Genomic DNA, 17861 nt, shown 5'->3' with positions numbered 1-17861 from the left:
AATAATCAATCAATAATAAGCCGGCCAAGTCTAGTCCCCCGCTTGGCCGACCTGCAACTCTGGTATCAAATCGTGTCCTGTTCCGCAACGGCGAAAACAGCCGAATGAGTACGAGTATTGACCTGCTTTTTCGATTCGAAACAGTCAGAAATATTGTATCGAAACCCGGAAAAGCTGTTCCACGTCGCGCACCGCATCGGCAGATGCAAACAGCACGACGCGGTCCTTCGCCTTGATCTTCGTGCTGCCGTCCGGGCGGATCACCACACCGTCGCGATAGATCGCGCCGATGCGCACGCCATCAGGCATATCGATATCACGGAAGGACTGGCCGACCAGCGGCGAAGTCTCCAGCGCCTCTGCCTCGATTACCTCCGCCGAGCCGCGCTGAACGGCATAAACCGACCGGATACGGCCCTTGCGCACATGCTGGAGCACGCGCGAAATGGTAACGGCCCGGGGATTGATATAGGCGTCGAGACCGAGTGAATCCGCAACCTCGTGAAAGGACGAGCTGTTCAACAATGCAAGGTTGGATTTGCAGCCAAGCTGCTTGGCCATCACCGCCGCCAGTATATTGGTTTGATCGCTGTTGGTGAGCGTCACGATCAGATCCGCATCCTGAATATCGGCCTGCAGCAAAATCTTCTGGTCCAGCGCCGAACCATGCATGACAATGGTGTTGCTGAGCTGTTCCGATGCGGCAATAGCCCTGTCGCGATCCGCCTCGATGATCTTTACCCGCGTCTTAGGCTGCAACTCCTCGATCTTCTGCGCGACGAAGTGGCCAATATTGCCGGCGCCCGCAATCACGATGCGCTGCGCCTCCTGCTCCTCATGGCCGAAGAGGCCAAGGGTGCGGCGTGCGTGCTGGCGCTGACAGATGACATAAGCGAGGTCGCCGACGCGCAGCTGCTCGGAGGAGTGCGCGACCTTGAGGATGCCGTTCCGGTAGACACCTACCACGGTTGCGATAAGGTCCGGAAAGAGGTTGGAAAGCTGCTGCAGCGGCGTGTTGATGACCGGGCAGTCCTCCATGCACTCGATTGCCAGCATGAAGACCGTGTCGTCGGCGAAACGCACGACATCGGTGGCACCCGGAAAGGCGATGCGCCTGAGTACCATCTTGCCGACTTCGACTTCGGGCGAAATCGTCACGTCGATCGACATGTTTTCGCGGCTGAACAGATCGGCATATTCCGGTTTCAGATAGCTTTGGTCGCGGATGCGGGCGATCTTGGTCGGAACGCTGAACAGCGCATGCGCAACCTCGCAGGCGACGATATTGATCTCGTCATGCAGGGTCACGGCGATGATCATGTCGGCCTGGTCCGCGCCCGCCTTTGCCAGCATGTCGGGATGAGCGCCATGGCCGACATAACCGCGCACATCCAGCGTCTCTGTAATGGCGGTAATGAGGGTCGCGGAGGTATCGATGACCGATACCTCATTATCCTCGCGCGACAGTTGTTCGGCAATGCCGTAACCCACCTGCCCTGCGCCGCAAATGATGACTTTCATGCTGTCTCTCTGACGGAATAATCGATTACGACGACTTGGGCCTTCGTCTCTTATACGCCGAGAGATTTCAGTTTGCGATGCAGTGCCGATCTTTCCATGCCGACAAATTCCGCCGTTCGTGAAATATTGCCGCCGAAGCGGTTGATCTGGGCGACCAGATAGTCCCGCTCGAACATTTCACGTGCTTCGCGCAGCGGCAGGGTCATGATGTGCTGATCGCCTTGCGCCGAAATCTTCGGCAGCATGTCGCCAATATCCGCCGGCAACATGTCTGCCGAGATTGGTGCCTCACCGCCTTCGGGGCGTGCCAGAATCATCAGCCGCTCGATATTGTTGCGGAGCTGGCGAATGTTACCCGGCCAGTCATGCGTCTGGAGAACGGCCATGGCGTCATCGCCGATCTTGCGCGGGCGGATACCGGCCTGTTCGGAAATCTGCCGCATGAACATGTCTACGAGGAAAGGAATATCCTCACGCCGCTCGGACAGCGCCGGCACCTTCACCGGCACCACGGCGAGGCGATGGTAGAGATCTTCGCGGAACTGGCCTTCGGCGATCAGGCTTTCGAGGTGATGGGCGGTTGAGGAGATGATGCGTACATCCACCTTTACCCGCTTGCCGCCACCAACGCGCTCGAACTGCTGATCGACCAGCACGCGCAGGATCTTGTTCTGCGTTTCGCGCGGCATCTCGCCGACTTCATCGAGATAGAGAACACCGCGATGGGCCTCTTCCAGAGCGCCCACCTTGCGCGGCTGCCCGGGCAGGCCTTCCGTGCCGAACAAGGCGATCTCCATGCGGTCCGGCGTGATCGTCGCAGCGTTCAGCGCAACGAAAGGTCCTGTAGCACGCGAGGATTTCTTGTGCACCATGCGCGCCACCAGCTCCTTGCCGGAACCGGAGGGGCCGAGGATCATGATGCGGCTGTTGGTGGGCGCCACGCGGTCAATGGTCTGGCGAAGTTGGGAAACCGCAAGCGACGCGCCGACGAGTTCAACCGCGTCGCCAGTGCGCTTCTTGAGTTCCTGCACCTCACGCTTCAGCTTGGAGTTCTCCAGCGCGCGTTCGGCAATCAGGATCAGGCGGTCTGCCTTGAACGGTTTCTCGATGAAATCGAACGCGCCACGCTTGATGGCGTTGACGGCGGTCTCGATGTTCCCGTGACCGGAAATCATCACAACAGGGATATCGGGATGGCGGCTCTTGATCTCGTCCAGCAGGGCCAGACCGTCGAGCTTCGACCCCTGCATCCAGATGTCGAGAAAGATGAGACGCGGAACGCGTTCGGAAATGGCGGCCAGCGCGCTGTCGCTGTCGAACGCCATGCGCGTCTCGTGGCCTTCATCAGAAAGAATACCCGCTACGATTTCGCGAATGTCCGCCTCGTCATCCACGACCAGAATATCAGACGCCATATGCTGCTTCCTTGTTATTTTTGCCGCCGACCGCCTCGATATAGGGCAGCAGCACTCTGATCATGGCACCGTGGCCATGGTCGAACTCCGGCGGGGCATCGTGGAGTTCCAGATACCCGCCATGCTCTTCGATGATTTTCTTGACGATGGCGAGGCCGAGGCCCGTGCCCTTGTCCCGCATCGTCATATAGGGTTCGAGAATGCGATGACGGTTCTCGACGGGCAAGCCTCTGCCATTGTCGATGATGTCAGCCACGAACCGCGAATTGGCCTCGTCGAAGGATGCGCGCACCAGGATTTTGCCTGGCCGCTTTTCGCCTTCCACCGCCTCGATCGCTTCCGTTGCATTCTTGATGAGATTGCCGAACGCCTGTCCCAGCATGCGGGCATCGAACATGCCCTCCAGCGGGACATCGCCAAATTCCGTCGAGAATTTCGTGTCTGCAGCGCTTATTTCCCGCAGGAATGCCGCGTCCTTCAAGATCGAACGCAGGTCCGACTTTTCCTTCGTGGGCTTCGGCATGCGGGCAAAGGCCGAGAATTCATCCACCATCCGGCCGATGTCACCAACCTGCCGGACGATGGTGTCCGTACACTGGTCAAAGATGGCGCGATCGTTCTCGTCGATCTGCTTGCCGAAGCGGCGTTTGATGCGCTCGGCGGAAAGCTGGATAGGTGTCAGAGGATTCTTGATCTCATGCGCAATACGCCGCGCGACGTCGGACCAGGCGGTCGAGCGCTGGGCAATGACGAGATCGGTGATATCGTCGAGAGTGATGACGTAGCTGTCGCGGCTGTCGCGTGCATCTTCACGGGTCACCTGCACATTGAGCGTCCGTTCGGTGCCGCGCCGCATGATGTTGATCTGCTTGCGGAAATTGCCGCGCGACCAGGTGTTGGCCTCTGTCACGACCTCTTCGATTTCAGGCGCAATATCAGATAGTTGCGCACCGATCAGCTGGTCGGAGGAAAGCGCCACGAATTCTTCAGCCGAAGGATTGACGATGGTGATCCTGCGGTTTTCATCAATGCCGATAACGGCGGCGGTAACGCCCGACAATACGGCCTCGATGAAGCGGCGGCGATCATCAATGTCGTCTTTCGCTTCAATGATCTGTTCCTGTTGGCTGCGCAGTTCCGAGACCATCTTGTTGAAGGTGCGCGACAGGCGGCCAACGTCGCCATCGATGGCGCGAACGGGAACCAGCACATGCATGTTTCCGGTGGCGACACTGTCTGCGGCGCTGATGAGGAGACGGATAGGACGCACGATACGGTCGGCTACCGCAATCGCGGTCCAGATCGCCGCCAGAAGTACGATCAGCGCGAAACCGAGATAGAGGATTGCAAACGCAATCTGCAACGGCGCACGGCCGGCCTCCATCGCCTTGTATTCGGCGCGGTTCTCTTCCATCAGCCGCATCGCGCCCATTACCTTGGGATCGACGGCACGCACGGTGTAAAGAAACGTACCGCTGATGCCCTCGAGCTTGATGATGGCGCCGACGAGATTGGTGATACCAGGCGGAATAAGGGTTGGCTGACCAGCGGCGGCCTTTTCAAGCGCATCGTGCGGAATGGCCGGAAGCGGCTTTTCCGTCTTGATATCGGCTTGCGCGACGGCGTCGCCGTCTTCCTGCACCAGGAATGCGCCGAGAAGACCACGGCCCTTGGCCTGCCGGGTCATGAGATCGACGAAGCCGGTGCGGTCGAGATAAAAGAGCGCGCGATTGCGGTCGAGGTCGGTAGCCATCGACAGGGTCTGTCCCTGAAGATAACCGGCATTCTCCATCATATAGGCCTGGGCGATATTGCTGGAGGAATCGACGATCGACTGGGTACGTAGCGCAAACCATCGGTCGAGACCGACATTCAGCGTCAGACTGGCGAAGATGGCGACGAGAACGGCCGGTGTAATCGCAACGATGGAAAACAGCACGACGATGCGCACATGCAATCGTGCCGCCGCCCTGCCCTTTTTCCGCGCTTTCAGCAGGCGGTTGATTTCCCGACCGATAAGAAAGATCAGTCCGATCACGAAGACCGAATTGATGACGACCGAGGCGATGACGACATTCGATGTCGGCGCAATCGGTGTTACGCCCAGAAGCACGAAAAGTGTCAGTATGGCGCAAACTAGGGCGACACCGGCAAGCACCAGCCCCGGCAGAGCGAAAGACATCCTGCGATCGGCTACCACCATTCCCGCTGCGTCTTCGGCAACGGCTTTTTCGGCGGCGGGTTTCCGCATGCATTTCTCCCAATCGCTGGCTAGCCAGCACCACATTCATGAAAATGGGCGAATCCGCCTCGTGTCGGCGAATCTCTCTCCATCCTAGTGTTTTCCAAGCAACACAATGTGGCGAAAATGCAACGACAACCGCGGCCTTGTCAACATTCTCAGCTGGGGCGGGAGCTGCGATACACGGAAACGCCAAGCTCGCGAATCTTCTTGCGCAACGTATTGCGGTTGAGGCCAAGAAGATCGGCGGCCTTGATCTGGTTACCGCGCGTCGCCGTCAGGGCGGCAAGAATGAGCGGATATTCCAGTTCGCGCAGAACACGGTCGTAGAGACCTGGCGGCGGCAGGCCTTCGCCGAAACTTGCGAAATAATCCCGCATGTTTTCCTCGACCGCCTGCGAAATGGTCAACGAGCCGGTGCGGACCGCCATCTTGTCGAGCGGGCTGTCTGGAACATCCGACTGCAATTCCTGCTCGATGATCTCGCGGGTGATGACTTCCTGCGGATAAAGCGCCATCAGGCGACGGATCAGGTTTTCGAGTTCGCGCACGTTGCCGGGCCAGGCATAGGCCTTCATGACTTCCAGCGCCTCGGTCTCGAAGCGCTTTCCTTCCAGCCCCTCCTTCTCACCCGTCTGGATGAAATGGCGCACCAGATCGGGAATATCCTCAGCGCGGTCGCGTAGCGGCGGTAGCCGCAGCGGCACGACGTTCAGGCGGTAATAGAGGTCTTCGCGGAAAAGGCCCTGGTTGATCGACTGCTTCAGGTCCTTGTTGGTGGCGGCGACGATGCGAACATCGGTCCTGATCGGCGTGCGTCCGCCCACCGTCGTATATTCGCCCTGCTGCAATACGCGCAGCAGCCGCGTCTGGGCGTCCATTGGCATATCGCCGATTTCGTCGAGAAACAGCGTGCCGCCCTCTGCCTGTTCGAAACGGCCGGTCGAGCGGTTCTGCGCGCCGGTGAAGGCGCCCTTCTCATGGCCGAACAGTTCCGATTCGATCAGATCACGCGGAATTGCCGCCATGTTGATGGCGACGAAGGGGCCGTTGCGGCGCTTGCCGTAATCATGCAGCGCGCGCGCCACCAGTTCCTTGCCGGTGCCGGATTCGCCGGTAATCATCAGCGTCAGGTCGGTCTGCATCAGGCGGGCGAGAACCCGGTAGATTTCCTGCATGGCGGCCGAGCGGCCGACGAGCGGCATGCCGTCCTGCATATCGTCGTCCAGTTTGGCGGGCTTGCGCTTCGGCTCCGACAGGGCGCGGCCGATTATGGCAATCAGCTCCGTCAGGTCGAACGGCTTGGGCAGGTAATCGTAAGCGCCCTTTTCCGAGGCCTTGATCGCGGTCATGAAAGTGTTTTGGGCACTCATCACCAGAACCGGCAGGTCCGGGCGGGCCTTCTTGATGCGCGGAAGCAGATCGAAGGCGTTTTCATCGGGCATCACGACATCGGTAACGACCAGATCGCCCTCGCCGGCAGAAACCCAGCGCCAGAGCGTTGCGGCATTGGACGTGATGCGCACATCGTAACCGGCACGGCTGAGCGCCTGATTAAGCACGGTGCGGATTGCGGCATCATCATCGGCGACGAGGATAGTAGCTGTCATCTGTCATTTCCTGTCGAGTTCGGCAAGATGCGGTCGTCCAACGCCACTTCAGGCGAGACGGGCATCAATACGCGGAAAGTCGTGCGATGGTTCTGGCTGTCGCATTCGACGATGCCGCCATGGGCGCCGATCAGTTTGGCGACAAGCGCCAGACCCAGGCCCGAACCATTCGTCTTGGTGGTAATGAAGGGGTCGAAGAGATGCGGCAGGAGATCGGCCGGCACTCCCGGCCCATTGTCATGGACGCAAAACTCAAGCGGCAGCGAGATGCGTTCGCGGCTGCCCGCCACGGACATGCGCATGCCGGGACGATATGCCGTCGTCAGCACGATCTCGCCCTCCGACTGATTCCCGACGGCTTCCGCCGCGTTTTTCACCAGATTGAGAAAGACCTGCACCAGCTGGTCGCGATTGGCATAAACCGCCGGCAGCGATGGATCATAATTCTCGGAAATCTTGATGTTGCGGGCAAAGCCAGCCTTGGCTATGGCCTTCACATGGTCGAGCACCGAATGGATGTTGACCGGCACGCGGTCCACCGGACGCTCGTCGGAAAACACTTCCATGCGGTCGACCAGCGAGACGATACGATCGGTCTCGTCGCAGATCAGCCGCGTCAGCGCACGGTCCTCATCGGCAACGGATGTCTCGAGAAGCTGCGCGGCACCACGAATGCCCGAAAGCGGATTTTTGATCTCATGCGCCAGCATCGAGGCAAGGCCGGTGACAGAGCGTGCAGCAGCCCGATGTGTCAATTGCCGGTCGATCTTGTCAGCCATCGACCGTTCCTGGAAGACGACGACAACAGACCCCGGCTCGCTGACAACAGGCGCGACATAGAGATCGACGAGCTTGTCCTGTCCAAGCCGGGGGGAGCTCAGATCGACCCGATATTCATTTACCGGCGCGCGGCGTTCCCGCACCTGATCGATCAGCGCAAGCAGCGGACTGCCGAAGGGAATGAAGGTGGAGACGCGGTAGCGAGCGAGATGGGAGGCGCTGGCCCCGAAAAAAGCTTCTGCTTCCCAATTGGCAAAAGCGATGAAACCTTCGGCATCCACCAGAATAACGGGATTCTGCACCGCGTTCAGAACCGCCATGGCGAGCGGGTTCGCATCTGCCGGGCTGTGTTTATCAGCGCTCATGCGGCCTTCCTTGCGGCTTCTTCGCCCGCATTGTCGCAAAGGGCGGAGCGCAGCAGATCAGCCACTTCCCCCGTATCACGCGATGTCATGATTTTAGCCTTGTCGGTGGTGGCGATCTCCGTCGCGAAACGGTCGAGATACCAGCCCAGATGTTTGCGGGCATGCCGAAGACCGGCTTCCCTTCCATAAAATTCGAGCATCATGTCGTAATGTTCGACGGCGATATCGGCAATATCGGCGCGTTGGGGCGCTGCATGTCCGGCCAGTACCGCCGGCAGCCAGGGTTGACCCTGTGCACCGCGACCGACCATAACGGCATCCGCGCCGGAACGGCTGAGAATTTCACGCGCATCTTCGGCGGTCTCAACATCGCCATTGGCGATCAGCGGCAAGGAAATCACCTCGCGCACGGCGCGAATGGCATCCCAGTTCGCCCGACCTTCGTAAAACTGCATGCGGGTGCGGCCGTGAATGGTGATGAGCTGGACGCCAGCGGCTTGAGCGCGGCGAGCAATTTCGGGTGCATTGATGGTGTTTTCATCCCAGCCGAGCCGCATCTTCAGCGTCACGGGCACATCCACCGCGCCGACGGTCGCCTCGATCAACGACAGCGCATGGTCAGGATCCCGCATCAAGGCTGAACCGGAGTAACCGCCCGTCACCTTCTTGGCCGGACAACCCATATTGATGTCGATGATGCCAGCGCCATTATCAGCCGCAATTTTTGCCGCTTCCGCCATAAAATGCGCTTCGCGTCCGGCGAGCTGCACCATATGTGGAACCATCCCGGCATTTTTCAGCCGCGCCCAGGATTCCCCACGATTGGCGACAAGTTCCCGGCTTGCGACCATTTCAGTCACCACAAGGCCCGCGCCGTAGCGCCAGGCGAGCTGACGGAAAGGCAAATCTGTCACGCCCGACATAGGCGCCAGCACTGCGCGATTACGGATCGAGACTGAGCCGATGCTGAACGGGACTGACAACTCCGGAAGGGGCAAGTGATGATCTTTCGTGCAGAAGAGTTATATGCATTATTTTTAGACAGTGTTTGCGCAGTTGCCAAGCACTTTTACAGGGTTGCACCTTTTATTTGCGCGTGGCCTGCCTGCCTGTTTTGCTGGCGGCGGCAATTTGTGCAGGTTTGAACAAACGGGATGACCGATCCTGCGGCATGTGGGTGCGGGTGGGCGGCTTATCGGGCTGGCCATTCGGGTTTTGAAACGCTAGAGCAGGACTGTCAACCATTAAGGGTTGCGCACAAAGCATAAGACCAATGCAGGAAAGTACTATGAAACTCGGCATCGTCGTTGTCGCCGCAGGACGCGGAGAAAGAGCCGGCTCCCCCGAGGAAGGGCCGAAACAATATCGCCCGATCGGTGGCAAGGCCGTGATCGAGCAAACATTGTCGACCTTTCTTGCCTGGGCAGACACATCCCCTATCGTGGTCGTTATCCATGCCGACGATGCGGCACTCCTGTCACCAATCCTTGAACGGCTGAATGCCGGAGAGCGGATTGTCACCGTCACGGGCGGCGCAACCCGGCAGCAATCGGTGCTCGCGGGTCTGGAAGCGCTGGCCGCGCAAGACCTCACACATGTGATGATCCACGATGCCGTGCGGCCTTTCATCGCCGTTGAAATGCTGGAACGCATCGTGGCGCTGCACAAGGCGGGCGCTGTCGGCGTTCTGCCTGCCCTGCCCGTCACTGATACGCTGAAGCGTGGCGCAGGCGATTCTGTCGCGGAAACGGTTTCAAGGCAGGGTCTTTATGCGGCGCAGACACCGCAAAGCTTCGGCTATGGCGAAATCCTCGCCGCGCATCGCGCTGCTGCCACATCTGGAAAAACCGACTTTACCGATGACGCCTCGATCGCCGAGTGGGCAAGTCTGCCGGTGACGCTGACCGAAGGCTCGGTCGACAATGTGAAACTCACTCTCAAGCGGGATATCGCCATGGCCGATGAAAAGCTCTCCTACGGACTGCCTGACGTGCGCACCGGCAATGGTTACGACGTGCACCAGCTGGAAGCAGGAGACGGTGTGACACTGTGCGGCGTCTTCATCGAACACGACCAGAAACTCAAAGGCCATTCGGATGCCGATGTGGCGCTGCATGCGCTGACGGATGCCCTGCTCGCCACCTGCGGCGCTGGCGACATAGGCGATCACTTCCCGCCTTCCGATCCGCAATGGAAGGGTGCCGCTTCGCGCATCTTCCTCGAACACGCGGCCAAGGTAGTCCGCGGCAATGGCGGCACGATCATGAACGCCGATGTCTCGCTGATTGCCGAAGCGCCGCGCATCGGACCGCATCGGCAGGCCATGCGTGAGGCGCTTTCCGACATGCTCGGCATCGCGCTGGAGCGCTGCTCGGTCAAGGCGACCACCAACGAGACGATCGGCTTCGTCGGCCGCCGCGAAGGTATTGCTGCGATTGCCACTGCCACTGTGGTCTACAAGGGCAGACCGCTATGAGCCTGTTTCCTGCGGATATAGAAGAACTGGCGCGGCGGATCATTTCTGACTTTACCGCCGGCGGCTTCATGGTCTCGACGGCGGAAAGCTGTACGGGCGGCCTGATTGCTGGTTCGCTGACGGAAATCGCCGGCTCTTCTGCCGTCGTCGATCGCGGCTTCGTCACCTACACGAACCAGGCCAAGATGGACATGCTTGGGGTTGGAACTGAGACGCTGGCGAATTTCGGCGCCGTATCCCGACAGACCGCGCTGCAAATGGCGCATGGCGCGCTATTTCGTTCCCGGGCGGATTTTGCCGTGGCCGTGACCGGCATTGCCGGTCCGGGCGGAGGTTCGGCTGAAAAACCGGTGGGGCTGGTGCATCTGGCCGCCAGGTCGCGCAGCGGTAAAATCCTGCACCATGAAATGCACTACGGAGAGATCGGGCGCACGGAAATCCGTCTTGCGACCATCAGAACGGCGCTCGAGATGCTGATTACCCTCAATCAGGCTGGGTCCGCGTAGATTTTATCGGCGCGGGTCTCGAAGGCTTCGGCGAACATGCGGAAGGCCCTGTCGAACATCGATCCCATGACCGCACCGAGCAGCCGGTTCTTGAATTCATACTCGATGAAAAAATGAATGGCCGAGCCGCCCTCTGCGGAGGCTTCAAAACGCCAGCGATTGTCGAGATATTTGAACGGGCCGTCGATATATTTCACGTCGATAGCGCGCTCTGCCGGGTTCAGCAGCACCTGCGTGGTGAAGGTCTCGCGAATGGCCTTGTAGCCCACCGTCATATCAGCCACCAGCAGAGTCTTGCCGTCCCGCTCCTTGCGAGAGCGGATGACCAGCGCTTCGCAAAGCGGCAGAAACTGTGGATACTTCTCCACATCGGCGACGAGGTCGTACATGCGGTCGGGCGAGTGTTTTACAAGGCGATGCGTTTCGAACTGTGGCATGAGCGGGAGTTAATCCTCGACAACAAGAAGATCAAGAAGGCGGCGAAGCTGTTTTCGGCTTTTAAGCTGGAATACCGGCACGTTGGGACCATAAAGCGCGAAATTCTGCTCGAAGATCGGAGCGTGTCGGCGTTCGAAATTCCATATATAGCGCAGGAAATCGAGATCCAGTCTTTCGGGGCAGCCTTCAGCCATTTCAGGACGCGCCTTGCCATACCCCTTGGCAATCCCGGTGATGGCGCCCCAAAGGCAAAGCCAGCGCGGCATGCGCACCCAAAGGATGATGTCGGATCTCGGCAGACGCATGTCGAAAGACGATGGATTGCTGCCGTCCATCAGCCACCGGTCTTTGGTGACAATGGCGGCAATCCTTTGCCGCTGTTCTTGGCGCGGGCGTGCCTGCCAGCCTGGCAACCAGAAAATATCGCGATCCATGGAAATGTATTCAAATCCAAAGCGTCTTACGAGCTTCCGGGAAAGCGTCGATTTTCCGCCTCCGGAGCAACCGACGACCGAAATACGCTGCGCAGATGCGATAATCGCAGCCGCGTCCTCCACGTTTTCAAGATAGTTCGGCATCGAATAAACCTCGTCTTCGCCACCATGCCATTTTTAAATAGCGCGGCTATTACTCTGCGGCGGCATGGCCGGCGTCCGATGTTACGGAAATTTAACTATTGCAACCCCCTCGCAGGGATTGCTATTTATTTGCGACTAATATTACACCCATGGGATGCAACGGCGCTGGAACCTCCCATTTTCACCGCGCTTATTCATCCCTGGGTTCACACCCACATAACCCGCTTTGAGCCACTGAGTGAGCCGATGGACGATTTTTCCAACATCATCAACCTTCTCGAATCCGCCAAGCAACTTGCATCGATGAACGAAATGCCGATGCTTGCCTATCTCATCGACGTTGCGAAATGCGAGGCGAGAGAGAACAAGCCGGTTTTGCGCAAGCGCAAACGCGGCGAATCGACCGCCAAGGAAGAATGTTAGACGCCGGCTCGATAAAGCCGGCTGGCCCAATCTTCAAGACGATGTCATAATCAGGAATGAAATCGGCCGCTTTTCGAGGCGGCCGTTTCTTTGCACGATGGAAATGACAATCTCATGATCGCCGCATCCGCCGATATCAGGACCTATACGCAGGAGAGACCGAAGGAACGGCACGGCTTCGTGCAGATCGTTCTTCCGGTCTCGGGATGTCTGCGGATCGATGTAGCAGGGCTACAGGACGAATTGTCCACCGGGCGCGCGGTCTTCATTCATCCCAACACATCGCACACACAGGAAGCGACGACGATCAACCGGTCGCTGGTGGTCGATATCGACGAAACTGCTGTTCCCGAACAGGTGCTGGAGAGATTTGTCCACAAGCCGTTTCTCGATATCGCACGGGATACACGGCAGCTGATCGCTTACATGCGCGGCGTCATCGGATCGGATGGGCCGCGTGAGGATATTGCCAACCTCTGGGCACCGCTCCTGATCGACAGCCTTGCGACTGAAAAGACCGATATCCGCCACCGCCTGCATGCGCTGGGCGAGATCGTCAGAGCGGAGCCATTTTTCCCCTGGACCGTCGAGACGCTCGCATCCTGCGCCGCGATCAGCGATAGCCGCCTGCATGCGCTGTTTCTGGAAGAGTTCAGCCTCCCTCCTCACCGCTGGCTTGCAGAGCTGCGCATGGACAAGGTCTGCGCATTGCTGCGCCACTCCACATTGCCGATTGCGGAAATTGCCTTGCGGGCCGGCTTCTCCGACCAGACGGCACTGACGCGCGCCATGCGCAACGCGATGGGCAAAACGCCTGCCGCTTATCGCCGGGCCTTCGGCATTCACTGAAAGCACAGCACCTCTTCTCTCAGGAGTTTTTGTCAAGACAGCCGTACGTGGCTGTGGCACATCGCGGGCAATCGTGAATGCGGATGTGACATGACATGAACAAGACAAGCCTCGGTGTTATCTACGGCATGATGGCGGGCGCACTCTGGGGTGCGATCTTTCTCGCCCCGAAACTCGTACCGGATTTTTCCGCCCTGCAACTGTCGACGGCCCGTTACCTGACCTACGGGCTGATTTCGCTCGTCATCATAGGACCGCGCCTGAAACGGGTATCGGCCCATTTCGGTGCGCGCGAATGGATCGCGCTCGGCTGGCTGAGCATGATCGGCAACATCGCCTATTATGTCTTCATATCAACGGCGGTGAAACTGAGCGGCGTTGCCTTCACGTCCATCATCATCGGCTTCCTGCCGGTTGCCGTCACCATCATCGGCACGCGCGATCATGGCGCGGTATCGCTCAAGCGTCTGTGGCCGTCGCTCGCCTTTGGCGCAATCGGCATTATCGGCATATCCTGGCAGTCGCTGACGGAAAGCGATGCGGGGCTGGATGTATCCCGCCTGATCGGGCTGGCCTGTGCGCTTGGCGCGCTCGCCTCATGGACGGCCTTTGCGGTTGGCAATGCCCGCTGGCTGTCACGCCTTCACGATGTCAGCGCCGACGACTGGAACATGATGACGGGTGTGGTGACCGGCGGGCTGGCGCTGGCGCTCGCCATACCGGCCTTTGCTTTCGGCGGGGAAAGCCATAGTTCCGAGGACTGGCTGCATTTTGCGGCCATCGCCGCCGGTCTCGGGTTCACCGCATCCATTCTCGGAAATGCTCTCTGGAACCGCATGAGCCGCCTGCTGCCGCTCACCATGGTTGGGCAGATGATCCTGTTCGAGACGCTCTTTGCCTTGCTCTATGGTTTCCTCTGGGAAGGTCGTGGGCCAACAATCGTCGAAGTCCTGGCGATTTGCTCAGTCGTGCTGAGCGTCATCCTGTGCATGCGCGCGCATCGGCCGGAGAAGGTTGTGGTCTGACTTCAGGTGAAAACAGCAACATCATCCTCGGGATAGGCCCGAGGATGACGCGTGAGAGAAATTGGCCGCCCCGCCCACTTACTCCGCAGCGGCCAGAAGCTTCTTCTCGCGGGCTGCGCGCAGGCGTGCAAAATCGTCGCCCGCATGGTGAGAAGAACGCGTCAGCGGGCTGGAGGAGACCATCAGGAAGCCCTTGGTATAGGCGACCGTCTCATAGGACTTGAATTCCTCCGGCGTGACATACGCCTCAACCTTGTGGTGCTTGCGTGTCGGCTGCAGATACTGGCCAATCGTAAGGAAGTCTACGTCAGCACTGCGGAGATCGTCCATCAGCTGCAGCACTTCGTTGCGCTCTTCGCCAAGGCCGACCATGATGCCTGATTTGGTGAACATGGTGGGGTCCAGTTCCTTGACGCGCTGCAACAGGCGCACGGAATGGAAATAACGCGCACCGGGGCGAACCGTGAGGTAATTGCCGGGAACGGTTTCCATATTGTGGTTGAAAACATCGGGCTTCGCCGCGACGACACGCTCCAGCGCGCCGGGCTTCTTCAGGAAGTCCGGGGTCAGAATTTCGATGGTGGTGTTGGGAGACGCAGCGCGGATCGCCCAGATCACCTTTTCGAAGTGCTCCGCGCCGCCATCGGCGAGATCGTCGCGGTCGACCGAGGTAATGACGACGTGGCTGAGTCCCATCTGCTTGACGGCCTTGGCGACGTTTTCCGGCTCGTCCATGTCAAGCGCATTGGGCTTGCCGGTCGCGACGTTGCAGAAGGCGCAGGCGCGGGTGCAGATCTCACCCATGATCATGAAGGTCGCGTGTTTCTTGTCCCAGCATTCGCCGATATTTGGACAGCCGGCTTCCTCGCACACCGTCACAAGCTTGTGACTGCGCACCAGTTCGCGCGTCTCGTGGTAGCCCTTGGATGTCGGCGCCTTGACGCGGATCCATTCCGGCTTGCGCATGACCTCGGTATCAGGCCGATGGGCCTTTTCCGGGTGGCGGATACGCTTTTCTTCGGACGAAGTCCTGTCGAGAATAGTGACCATAAGAAACCTGTTTCTATCGCTTGCCGCGATCATCACATTTATTGACGCGATGCTTTAGAACAATTCCAGAAAAAGCGTAAGCCCCTTCCGGGCACGAAGCCTAGTCAGCGCCGTACCAGCTTAGCCATGAACAACAACAGGCTGGCGCCGATGAAGGACGTTACGAAATAACCGAGCCTGCTGTCCTGCACGAAAACGTCGAAGGTTCTCAGCACCGCAACGGCAACCACCGAACCGACGATGCCGAGAACGATATTCATGAAGATGCCGAAACGCATATCCATGAGTTTGCCGGCGAGCCAGCCGGCAAGACCGCCGATGATGATTGCCGCAATCCAGCCGATATTTTCCATTCCCGCGCTCCCTTATAGAACCAGCGTTGAGACATATGGGACACCCGGCACGGTTAGACAATGCCGGGCATCACGGGCACTCATGCGTTCAGCACACGTCCGTAGGCGTCGAGCACGCTTTCCTTCATCGACTCGGAAATGGTCGGATGCGGGAAGATCGTGTGCATCAGTTCCTCTTCGGTGGTCTCGAGGTTCATGGCGACCACGAAGCCCTGAATGAGTTCGGTGACTTCCGCACCAACCATGTGCGCGCCGATCAACTCGCCTGTCTTCTTGTCGAAGATGGTCTTGACCATGCCCTGATCTTCACCGAGCGCCACGGCCTTGCCGTTGGCCGCAAAGGAGAAGCGGCCGACGCGAATATCGCGGCCCAGTTCCTTCGCCTTGGCTTCGGTGAGACCAACAGAGGCGACCTGTGGGTTGCAATAGGTGCAGCCGGGGATCTTGAGCTTGTCCATCGGGTGAACATTCGGCAGACCGGCGATCTTTTCAACGCAGATCACGGCCTCATGCTCGGCCTTGTGGGCGAGCAGCGGCGGGCCGGCGACATCGCCGATGGCGTAGACGCCAGGCACGTTGGTCTTGCCGTAACCGTCGATGACGATGAAGCCGCGATCGGTCTTCACGCCAACGGCCTCAAGGCCGATGCCTTCGATGTTGGCGACGACGCCGACAGCCGAAATCATCCGGTCAGCGGTGATCTTCTCGGACGAACCGTCCTTCTTCTCGAGCGTCGCAGTAACCGAATTCGCAGCCTTCTCGACCTTGGCAACCTTGGTTTCCAGATGGAACTTGATGCCCTGCTTCTCCAGCTGCTTCTTGGCGAAGGCAGAGATCTCCGCATCTTCGACCGGCATCACCTGGCTCATGATTTCAACGACGGTAACGTCGACACCCATGGTGCGGTAGAAGCTGGCGAATTCGATGCCGATGGCGCCGGAACCCATGACGAGCAGGGACTTCGGCAGTTCTTCCGGCTTCATTGCCTCGAAATAGGTCCAGATCAGCTTGCCATCCGGTTCGATGCCTGGAAGCGCGCGCGGGCGGGCGCCTGTGGCGACGATGATGTGCTTGGCGGTATAGGTGCCCTCGCCCAGCGTGTTCTTCGGAACCGGGCCCATCGGTTCGACGGGCTTCTTCTGGGTCTTGGAAACCACGATTTCACCGGGCTTGGTGATCTTGGCCTCGCCCCAGATAATATCGACCTTGTTCTTCTTGAACAGGAAGCCGACGCCGTTGTTCATGCGGTGCGCGATGCCGCGCGAACGATCGACGATCGCCTTGACATCAGGCTTGATAGAGCCTTCGAGCGTCAGGCCGTAATCCTTGGCGTGCTGAGCCGTATGCAAGACATCGGCAGTACGCAACAGCGCCTTGGTGGGAATGCAGCCCCAGTTGGAGCAGATGCCTGCAAGGTGCTCGCGCTCGACCACGGCAACCTTCATGCCGAGCTGGGCTGCGCGAATCGCGGCAATATAACCGCCCGGTCCCGAACCGATGATGATGACGTCATAAGATTGAGCCATAGGTATCCTGCCTTGTCCTATCGGGTCACGGCATGCCGTTCCGAAACGAGAATTGTTGTCAAAGTCCGAGCATCATGCGAACGACGGGCTCCAGCCCGCGCCCGATGGCCCGCGTGTTTTCAGCATCGAGATGAACGCCGTCTACGGGCGTCGTGCGGGCAACTGACCCCGCATCGAAAAATCCGCAATCGAGATCGTCGGCCAAATCCCGGTAGACCGGCGCGAGCATCGCCGATTCATCGATCGCATCGCGAAAAATAGCGCCCATCACGGGGTTGGCCGTTTCGCACAGTTGCGGCGGCGCGACGATCAGAACATCCGGCGCTTCCCAGTCCGACACCTGCCAGACATGGTTGCGCACCAGTTTGACCAGCCGCTCCACACCCTTCATCGCGACGATGGCCGAGCCATGAATCGACGGTTTCAAGTCGTTGGTGCCGAGCATGATGATGACCAGATCAAGCGGCGCGTGGCTGTGCAAAAGCGTCGGCAAGAGCCTTGCGCCGTTGCGATCGCAATCAGCGGTATGATCATCATAGGCGGTGGTTCGTCCACCCAGCCCTTCGTGGATCACCTTCACATCAGGCCCGAGCGCCTTTTGCAAGACGCTCGGCCAAAGATCGTCATGGCTGTGCCGGCCACCCGTTTCCGCATCTGATCCCCATGTGAGGGAATCGCCAAAGCAGAGGACCGACTTCACCATC

The 17861-nt window shown here is 59.1% G+C and carries 17 protein-coding genes; 5 read left to right on the top strand and 12 right to left on the bottom strand.

The window, feature by feature from the left end; genetic code table 11:
* Positions 1-144: 144 nt before the first annotated feature.
* From trkA to dusB, 6 genes are all read right to left on the bottom strand, one after another.
* A complete protein-coding gene (gene trkA / locus ACQZ5Y_RS22300) occupies positions 145-1521 on the bottom strand; it encodes a Trk system potassium transporter TrkA (protein WP_003512920.1) in 1377 nt (458 codons plus the stop codon).
* Positions 1522-1571: 50 nt separating this feature from the next.
* Positions 1572-2936: a nitrogen assimilation response regulator NtrX gene (ntrX, locus tag ACQZ5Y_RS22295; RefSeq protein ID WP_003512918.1), complete on the bottom strand. Its 1365-nt coding sequence runs from the start codon at positions 2934-2936 to the stop codon at positions 1572-1574.
* Complete coding sequence (locus ACQZ5Y_RS22290) at positions 2926-5187, bottom strand: sensor histidine kinase NtrY-like (protein ID WP_003512916.1); 2262 nt, start codon at positions 5185-5187, stop codon at positions 2926-2928. The genes ntrX and ACQZ5Y_RS22290 overlap by 11 nt, the downstream gene beginning before the upstream one ends.
* A gap of 149 nt (positions 5188-5336) precedes the next feature.
* Positions 5337-6788 (bottom strand): nitrogen regulation protein NR(I), encoded by a 1452-nt coding sequence (gene ntrC, locus ACQZ5Y_RS22285; protein WP_003512914.1) that lies wholly within the window; start codon positions 6786-6788, stop codon positions 5337-5339.
* On the bottom strand, positions 6785-7933 hold the full coding sequence (locus ACQZ5Y_RS22280) for a two-component system sensor histidine kinase NtrB (protein ID WP_003512904.1): 1149 nt from the start codon (positions 7931-7933) through the stop codon (positions 6785-6787). Before ACQZ5Y_RS22280 ends, ntrC begins: the two co-directional genes overlap by 4 nt.
* Positions 7930-8916, bottom strand: a complete 987-nt coding sequence (gene dusB / locus ACQZ5Y_RS22275; protein WP_419457017.1) for a tRNA dihydrouridine synthase DusB — start codon at positions 8914-8916, stop codon at positions 7930-7932. Before dusB ends, ACQZ5Y_RS22280 begins: the two co-directional genes overlap by 4 nt.
* 305 nt (positions 8917-9221) lie before the next feature.
* Here dusB and ACQZ5Y_RS22270 point away from each other — a divergent pair, with 305 nt between their 5' ends.
* On the top strand, positions 9222-10409 hold the full coding sequence (locus ACQZ5Y_RS22270; protein WP_174049424.1) for a bifunctional 2-C-methyl-D-erythritol 4-phosphate cytidylyltransferase/2-C-methyl-D-erythritol 2,4-cyclodiphosphate synthase: 1188 nt from the start codon (positions 9222-9224) through the stop codon (positions 10407-10409).
* A complete protein-coding gene (locus ACQZ5Y_RS22265; protein ID WP_013636037.1) occupies positions 10406-10915 on the top strand; it encodes a CinA family protein in 510 nt (169 codons plus the stop codon). The genes ACQZ5Y_RS22270 and ACQZ5Y_RS22265 overlap by 4 nt, the downstream gene beginning before the upstream one ends.
* Here the strand turns inward: ACQZ5Y_RS22265 and ACQZ5Y_RS22260 are convergent.
* Positions 10897-11352 carry a type II toxin-antitoxin system RatA family toxin gene (locus ACQZ5Y_RS22260; RefSeq protein WP_003512897.1) on the bottom strand — a complete coding sequence of 152 codons (456 nt, stop codon included), beginning with the start codon at positions 11350-11352 and terminating at the stop codon, positions 10897-10899. The genes ACQZ5Y_RS22265 and ACQZ5Y_RS22260 overlap by 19 nt on opposite strands.
* A 9-nt stretch (positions 11353-11361) precedes the next feature.
* Positions 11362-11931, bottom strand: a complete 570-nt coding sequence (locus tag ACQZ5Y_RS22255) for a P-loop NTPase family protein (RefSeq protein WP_174059867.1) — start codon at positions 11929-11931, stop codon at positions 11362-11364.
* Between the two features lie 246 nt (positions 11932-12177).
* Between ACQZ5Y_RS22255 and ACQZ5Y_RS22250 the strand changes: the two genes are divergently transcribed.
* The 3 genes from ACQZ5Y_RS22250 to ACQZ5Y_RS22240 all read left to right on the top strand — a co-directional run bounded on the left by ACQZ5Y_RS22250 (position 12178) and on the right by ACQZ5Y_RS22240 (position 14228).
* Positions 12178-12354: a hypothetical protein gene (locus ACQZ5Y_RS22250; protein ID WP_003512893.1), complete on the top strand. Its 177-nt coding sequence runs from the start codon at positions 12178-12180 to the stop codon at positions 12352-12354.
* A gap of 114 nt (positions 12355-12468) precedes the next feature.
* Positions 12469-13203, top strand: a complete 735-nt coding sequence (locus ACQZ5Y_RS22245) for a helix-turn-helix transcriptional regulator (RefSeq protein ID WP_145166305.1) — start codon at positions 12469-12471, stop codon at positions 13201-13203.
* Between the two features lie 95 nt (positions 13204-13298).
* Positions 13299-14228, top strand: a complete 930-nt coding sequence (locus ACQZ5Y_RS22240; RefSeq protein ID WP_145166306.1) for a DMT family transporter — start codon at positions 13299-13301, stop codon at positions 14226-14228.
* A gap of 78 nt (positions 14229-14306) precedes the next feature.
* On the opposite strand, the gene lipA is transcribed toward ACQZ5Y_RS22240, so the two are convergent.
* The 4 genes from lipA to ACQZ5Y_RS22220 form a co-directional block, all read right to left on the bottom strand.
* Entirely contained in the window at positions 14307-15278 is a 972-nt protein-coding gene (gene lipA, locus ACQZ5Y_RS22235) for a lipoyl synthase (RefSeq protein ID WP_003512887.1), read from the bottom strand.
* A gap of 104 nt (positions 15279-15382) precedes the next feature.
* A complete protein-coding gene (locus tag ACQZ5Y_RS22230) occupies positions 15383-15631 on the bottom strand; it encodes a GlsB/YeaQ/YmgE family stress response membrane protein (protein WP_003512885.1) in 249 nt (82 codons plus the stop codon).
* Between the two features lie 80 nt (positions 15632-15711).
* Complete coding sequence (lpdA, locus tag ACQZ5Y_RS22225) at positions 15712-17157, bottom strand: dihydrolipoyl dehydrogenase (protein ID WP_013636031.1); 1446 nt, start codon at positions 17155-17157, stop codon at positions 15712-15714.
* 58 nt (positions 17158-17215) lie between these two features.
* Positions 17216-17860 carry an SGNH/GDSL hydrolase family protein gene (locus ACQZ5Y_RS22220; RefSeq protein ID WP_013636030.1) on the bottom strand — a complete coding sequence of 215 codons (645 nt, stop codon included), beginning with the start codon at positions 17858-17860 and terminating at the stop codon, positions 17216-17218.
* Position 17861 lies beyond the last annotated feature (1 nt).

This window comes from Agrobacterium sp. A3-95, from assembly GCF_053521785.1.
Note: the sequence above shows the minus strand (reverse complement) of the source record. Positions and strands in the feature narration are given on the sequence as shown.

Coding starts and splice junctions, on each gene's coding strand:
- ACQZ5Y_RS22255 (WP_174059867.1), bottom strand. CDS start 11,931: ATGCCGAACTATCTTGAAAACGTGGAGGACGCGGCTGCGATTATCGCA.
- ACQZ5Y_RS22240 (WP_145166306.1), top strand. CDS start 13,299: ATGAACAAGACAAGCCTCGGTGTTATCTACGGCATGATGGCGGGCGCA.
- lpdA (WP_013636031.1), bottom strand. CDS start 17,157: ATGGCTCAATCTTATGACGTCATCATCATCGGTTCGGGACCGGGCGGT.
- ACQZ5Y_RS22290 (WP_003512916.1), bottom strand. CDS start 5,187: ATGCGGAAACCCGCCGCCGAAAAAGCCGTTGCCGAAGACGCAGCGGGA.
- ACQZ5Y_RS22250 (WP_003512893.1), top strand. CDS start 12,178: ATGGACGATTTTTCCAACATCATCAACCTTCTCGAATCCGCCAAGCAA.
- ACQZ5Y_RS22280 (WP_003512904.1), bottom strand. CDS start 7,933: ATGAGCGCTGATAAACACAGCCCGGCAGATGCGAACCCGCTCGCCATG.
- trkA (WP_003512920.1), bottom strand. CDS start 1,521: ATGAAAGTCATCATTTGCGGCGCAGGGCAGGTGGGTTACGGCATTGCC.
- ACQZ5Y_RS22260 (WP_003512897.1), bottom strand. CDS start 11,352: ATGCCACAGTTCGAAACGCATCGCCTTGTAAAACACTCGCCCGACCGC.
- ntrC (WP_003512914.1), bottom strand. CDS start 6,788: ATGACAGCTACTATCCTCGTCGCCGATGATGATGCCGCAATCCGCACC.
- ACQZ5Y_RS22230 (WP_003512885.1), bottom strand. CDS start 15,631: ATGGAAAATATCGGCTGGATTGCGGCAATCATCATCGGCGGTCTTGCC.
- ACQZ5Y_RS22220 (WP_013636030.1), bottom strand. CDS start 17,860: ATGGTGAAGTCGGTCCTCTGCTTTGGCGATTCCCTCACATGGGGATCA.
- ACQZ5Y_RS22245 (WP_145166305.1), top strand. CDS start 12,469: ATGATCGCCGCATCCGCCGATATCAGGACCTATACGCAGGAGAGACCG.
- ACQZ5Y_RS22265 (WP_013636037.1), top strand. CDS start 10,406: ATGAGCCTGTTTCCTGCGGATATAGAAGAACTGGCGCGGCGGATCATT.
- lipA (WP_003512887.1), bottom strand. CDS start 15,278: ATGGTCACTATTCTCGACAGGACTTCGTCCGAAGAAAAGCGTATCCGC.
- ACQZ5Y_RS22270 (WP_174049424.1), top strand. CDS start 9,222: ATGAAACTCGGCATCGTCGTTGTCGCCGCAGGACGCGGAGAAAGAGCC.
- ntrX (WP_003512918.1), bottom strand. CDS start 2,936: ATGGCGTCTGATATTCTGGTCGTGGATGACGAGGCGGACATTCGCGAA.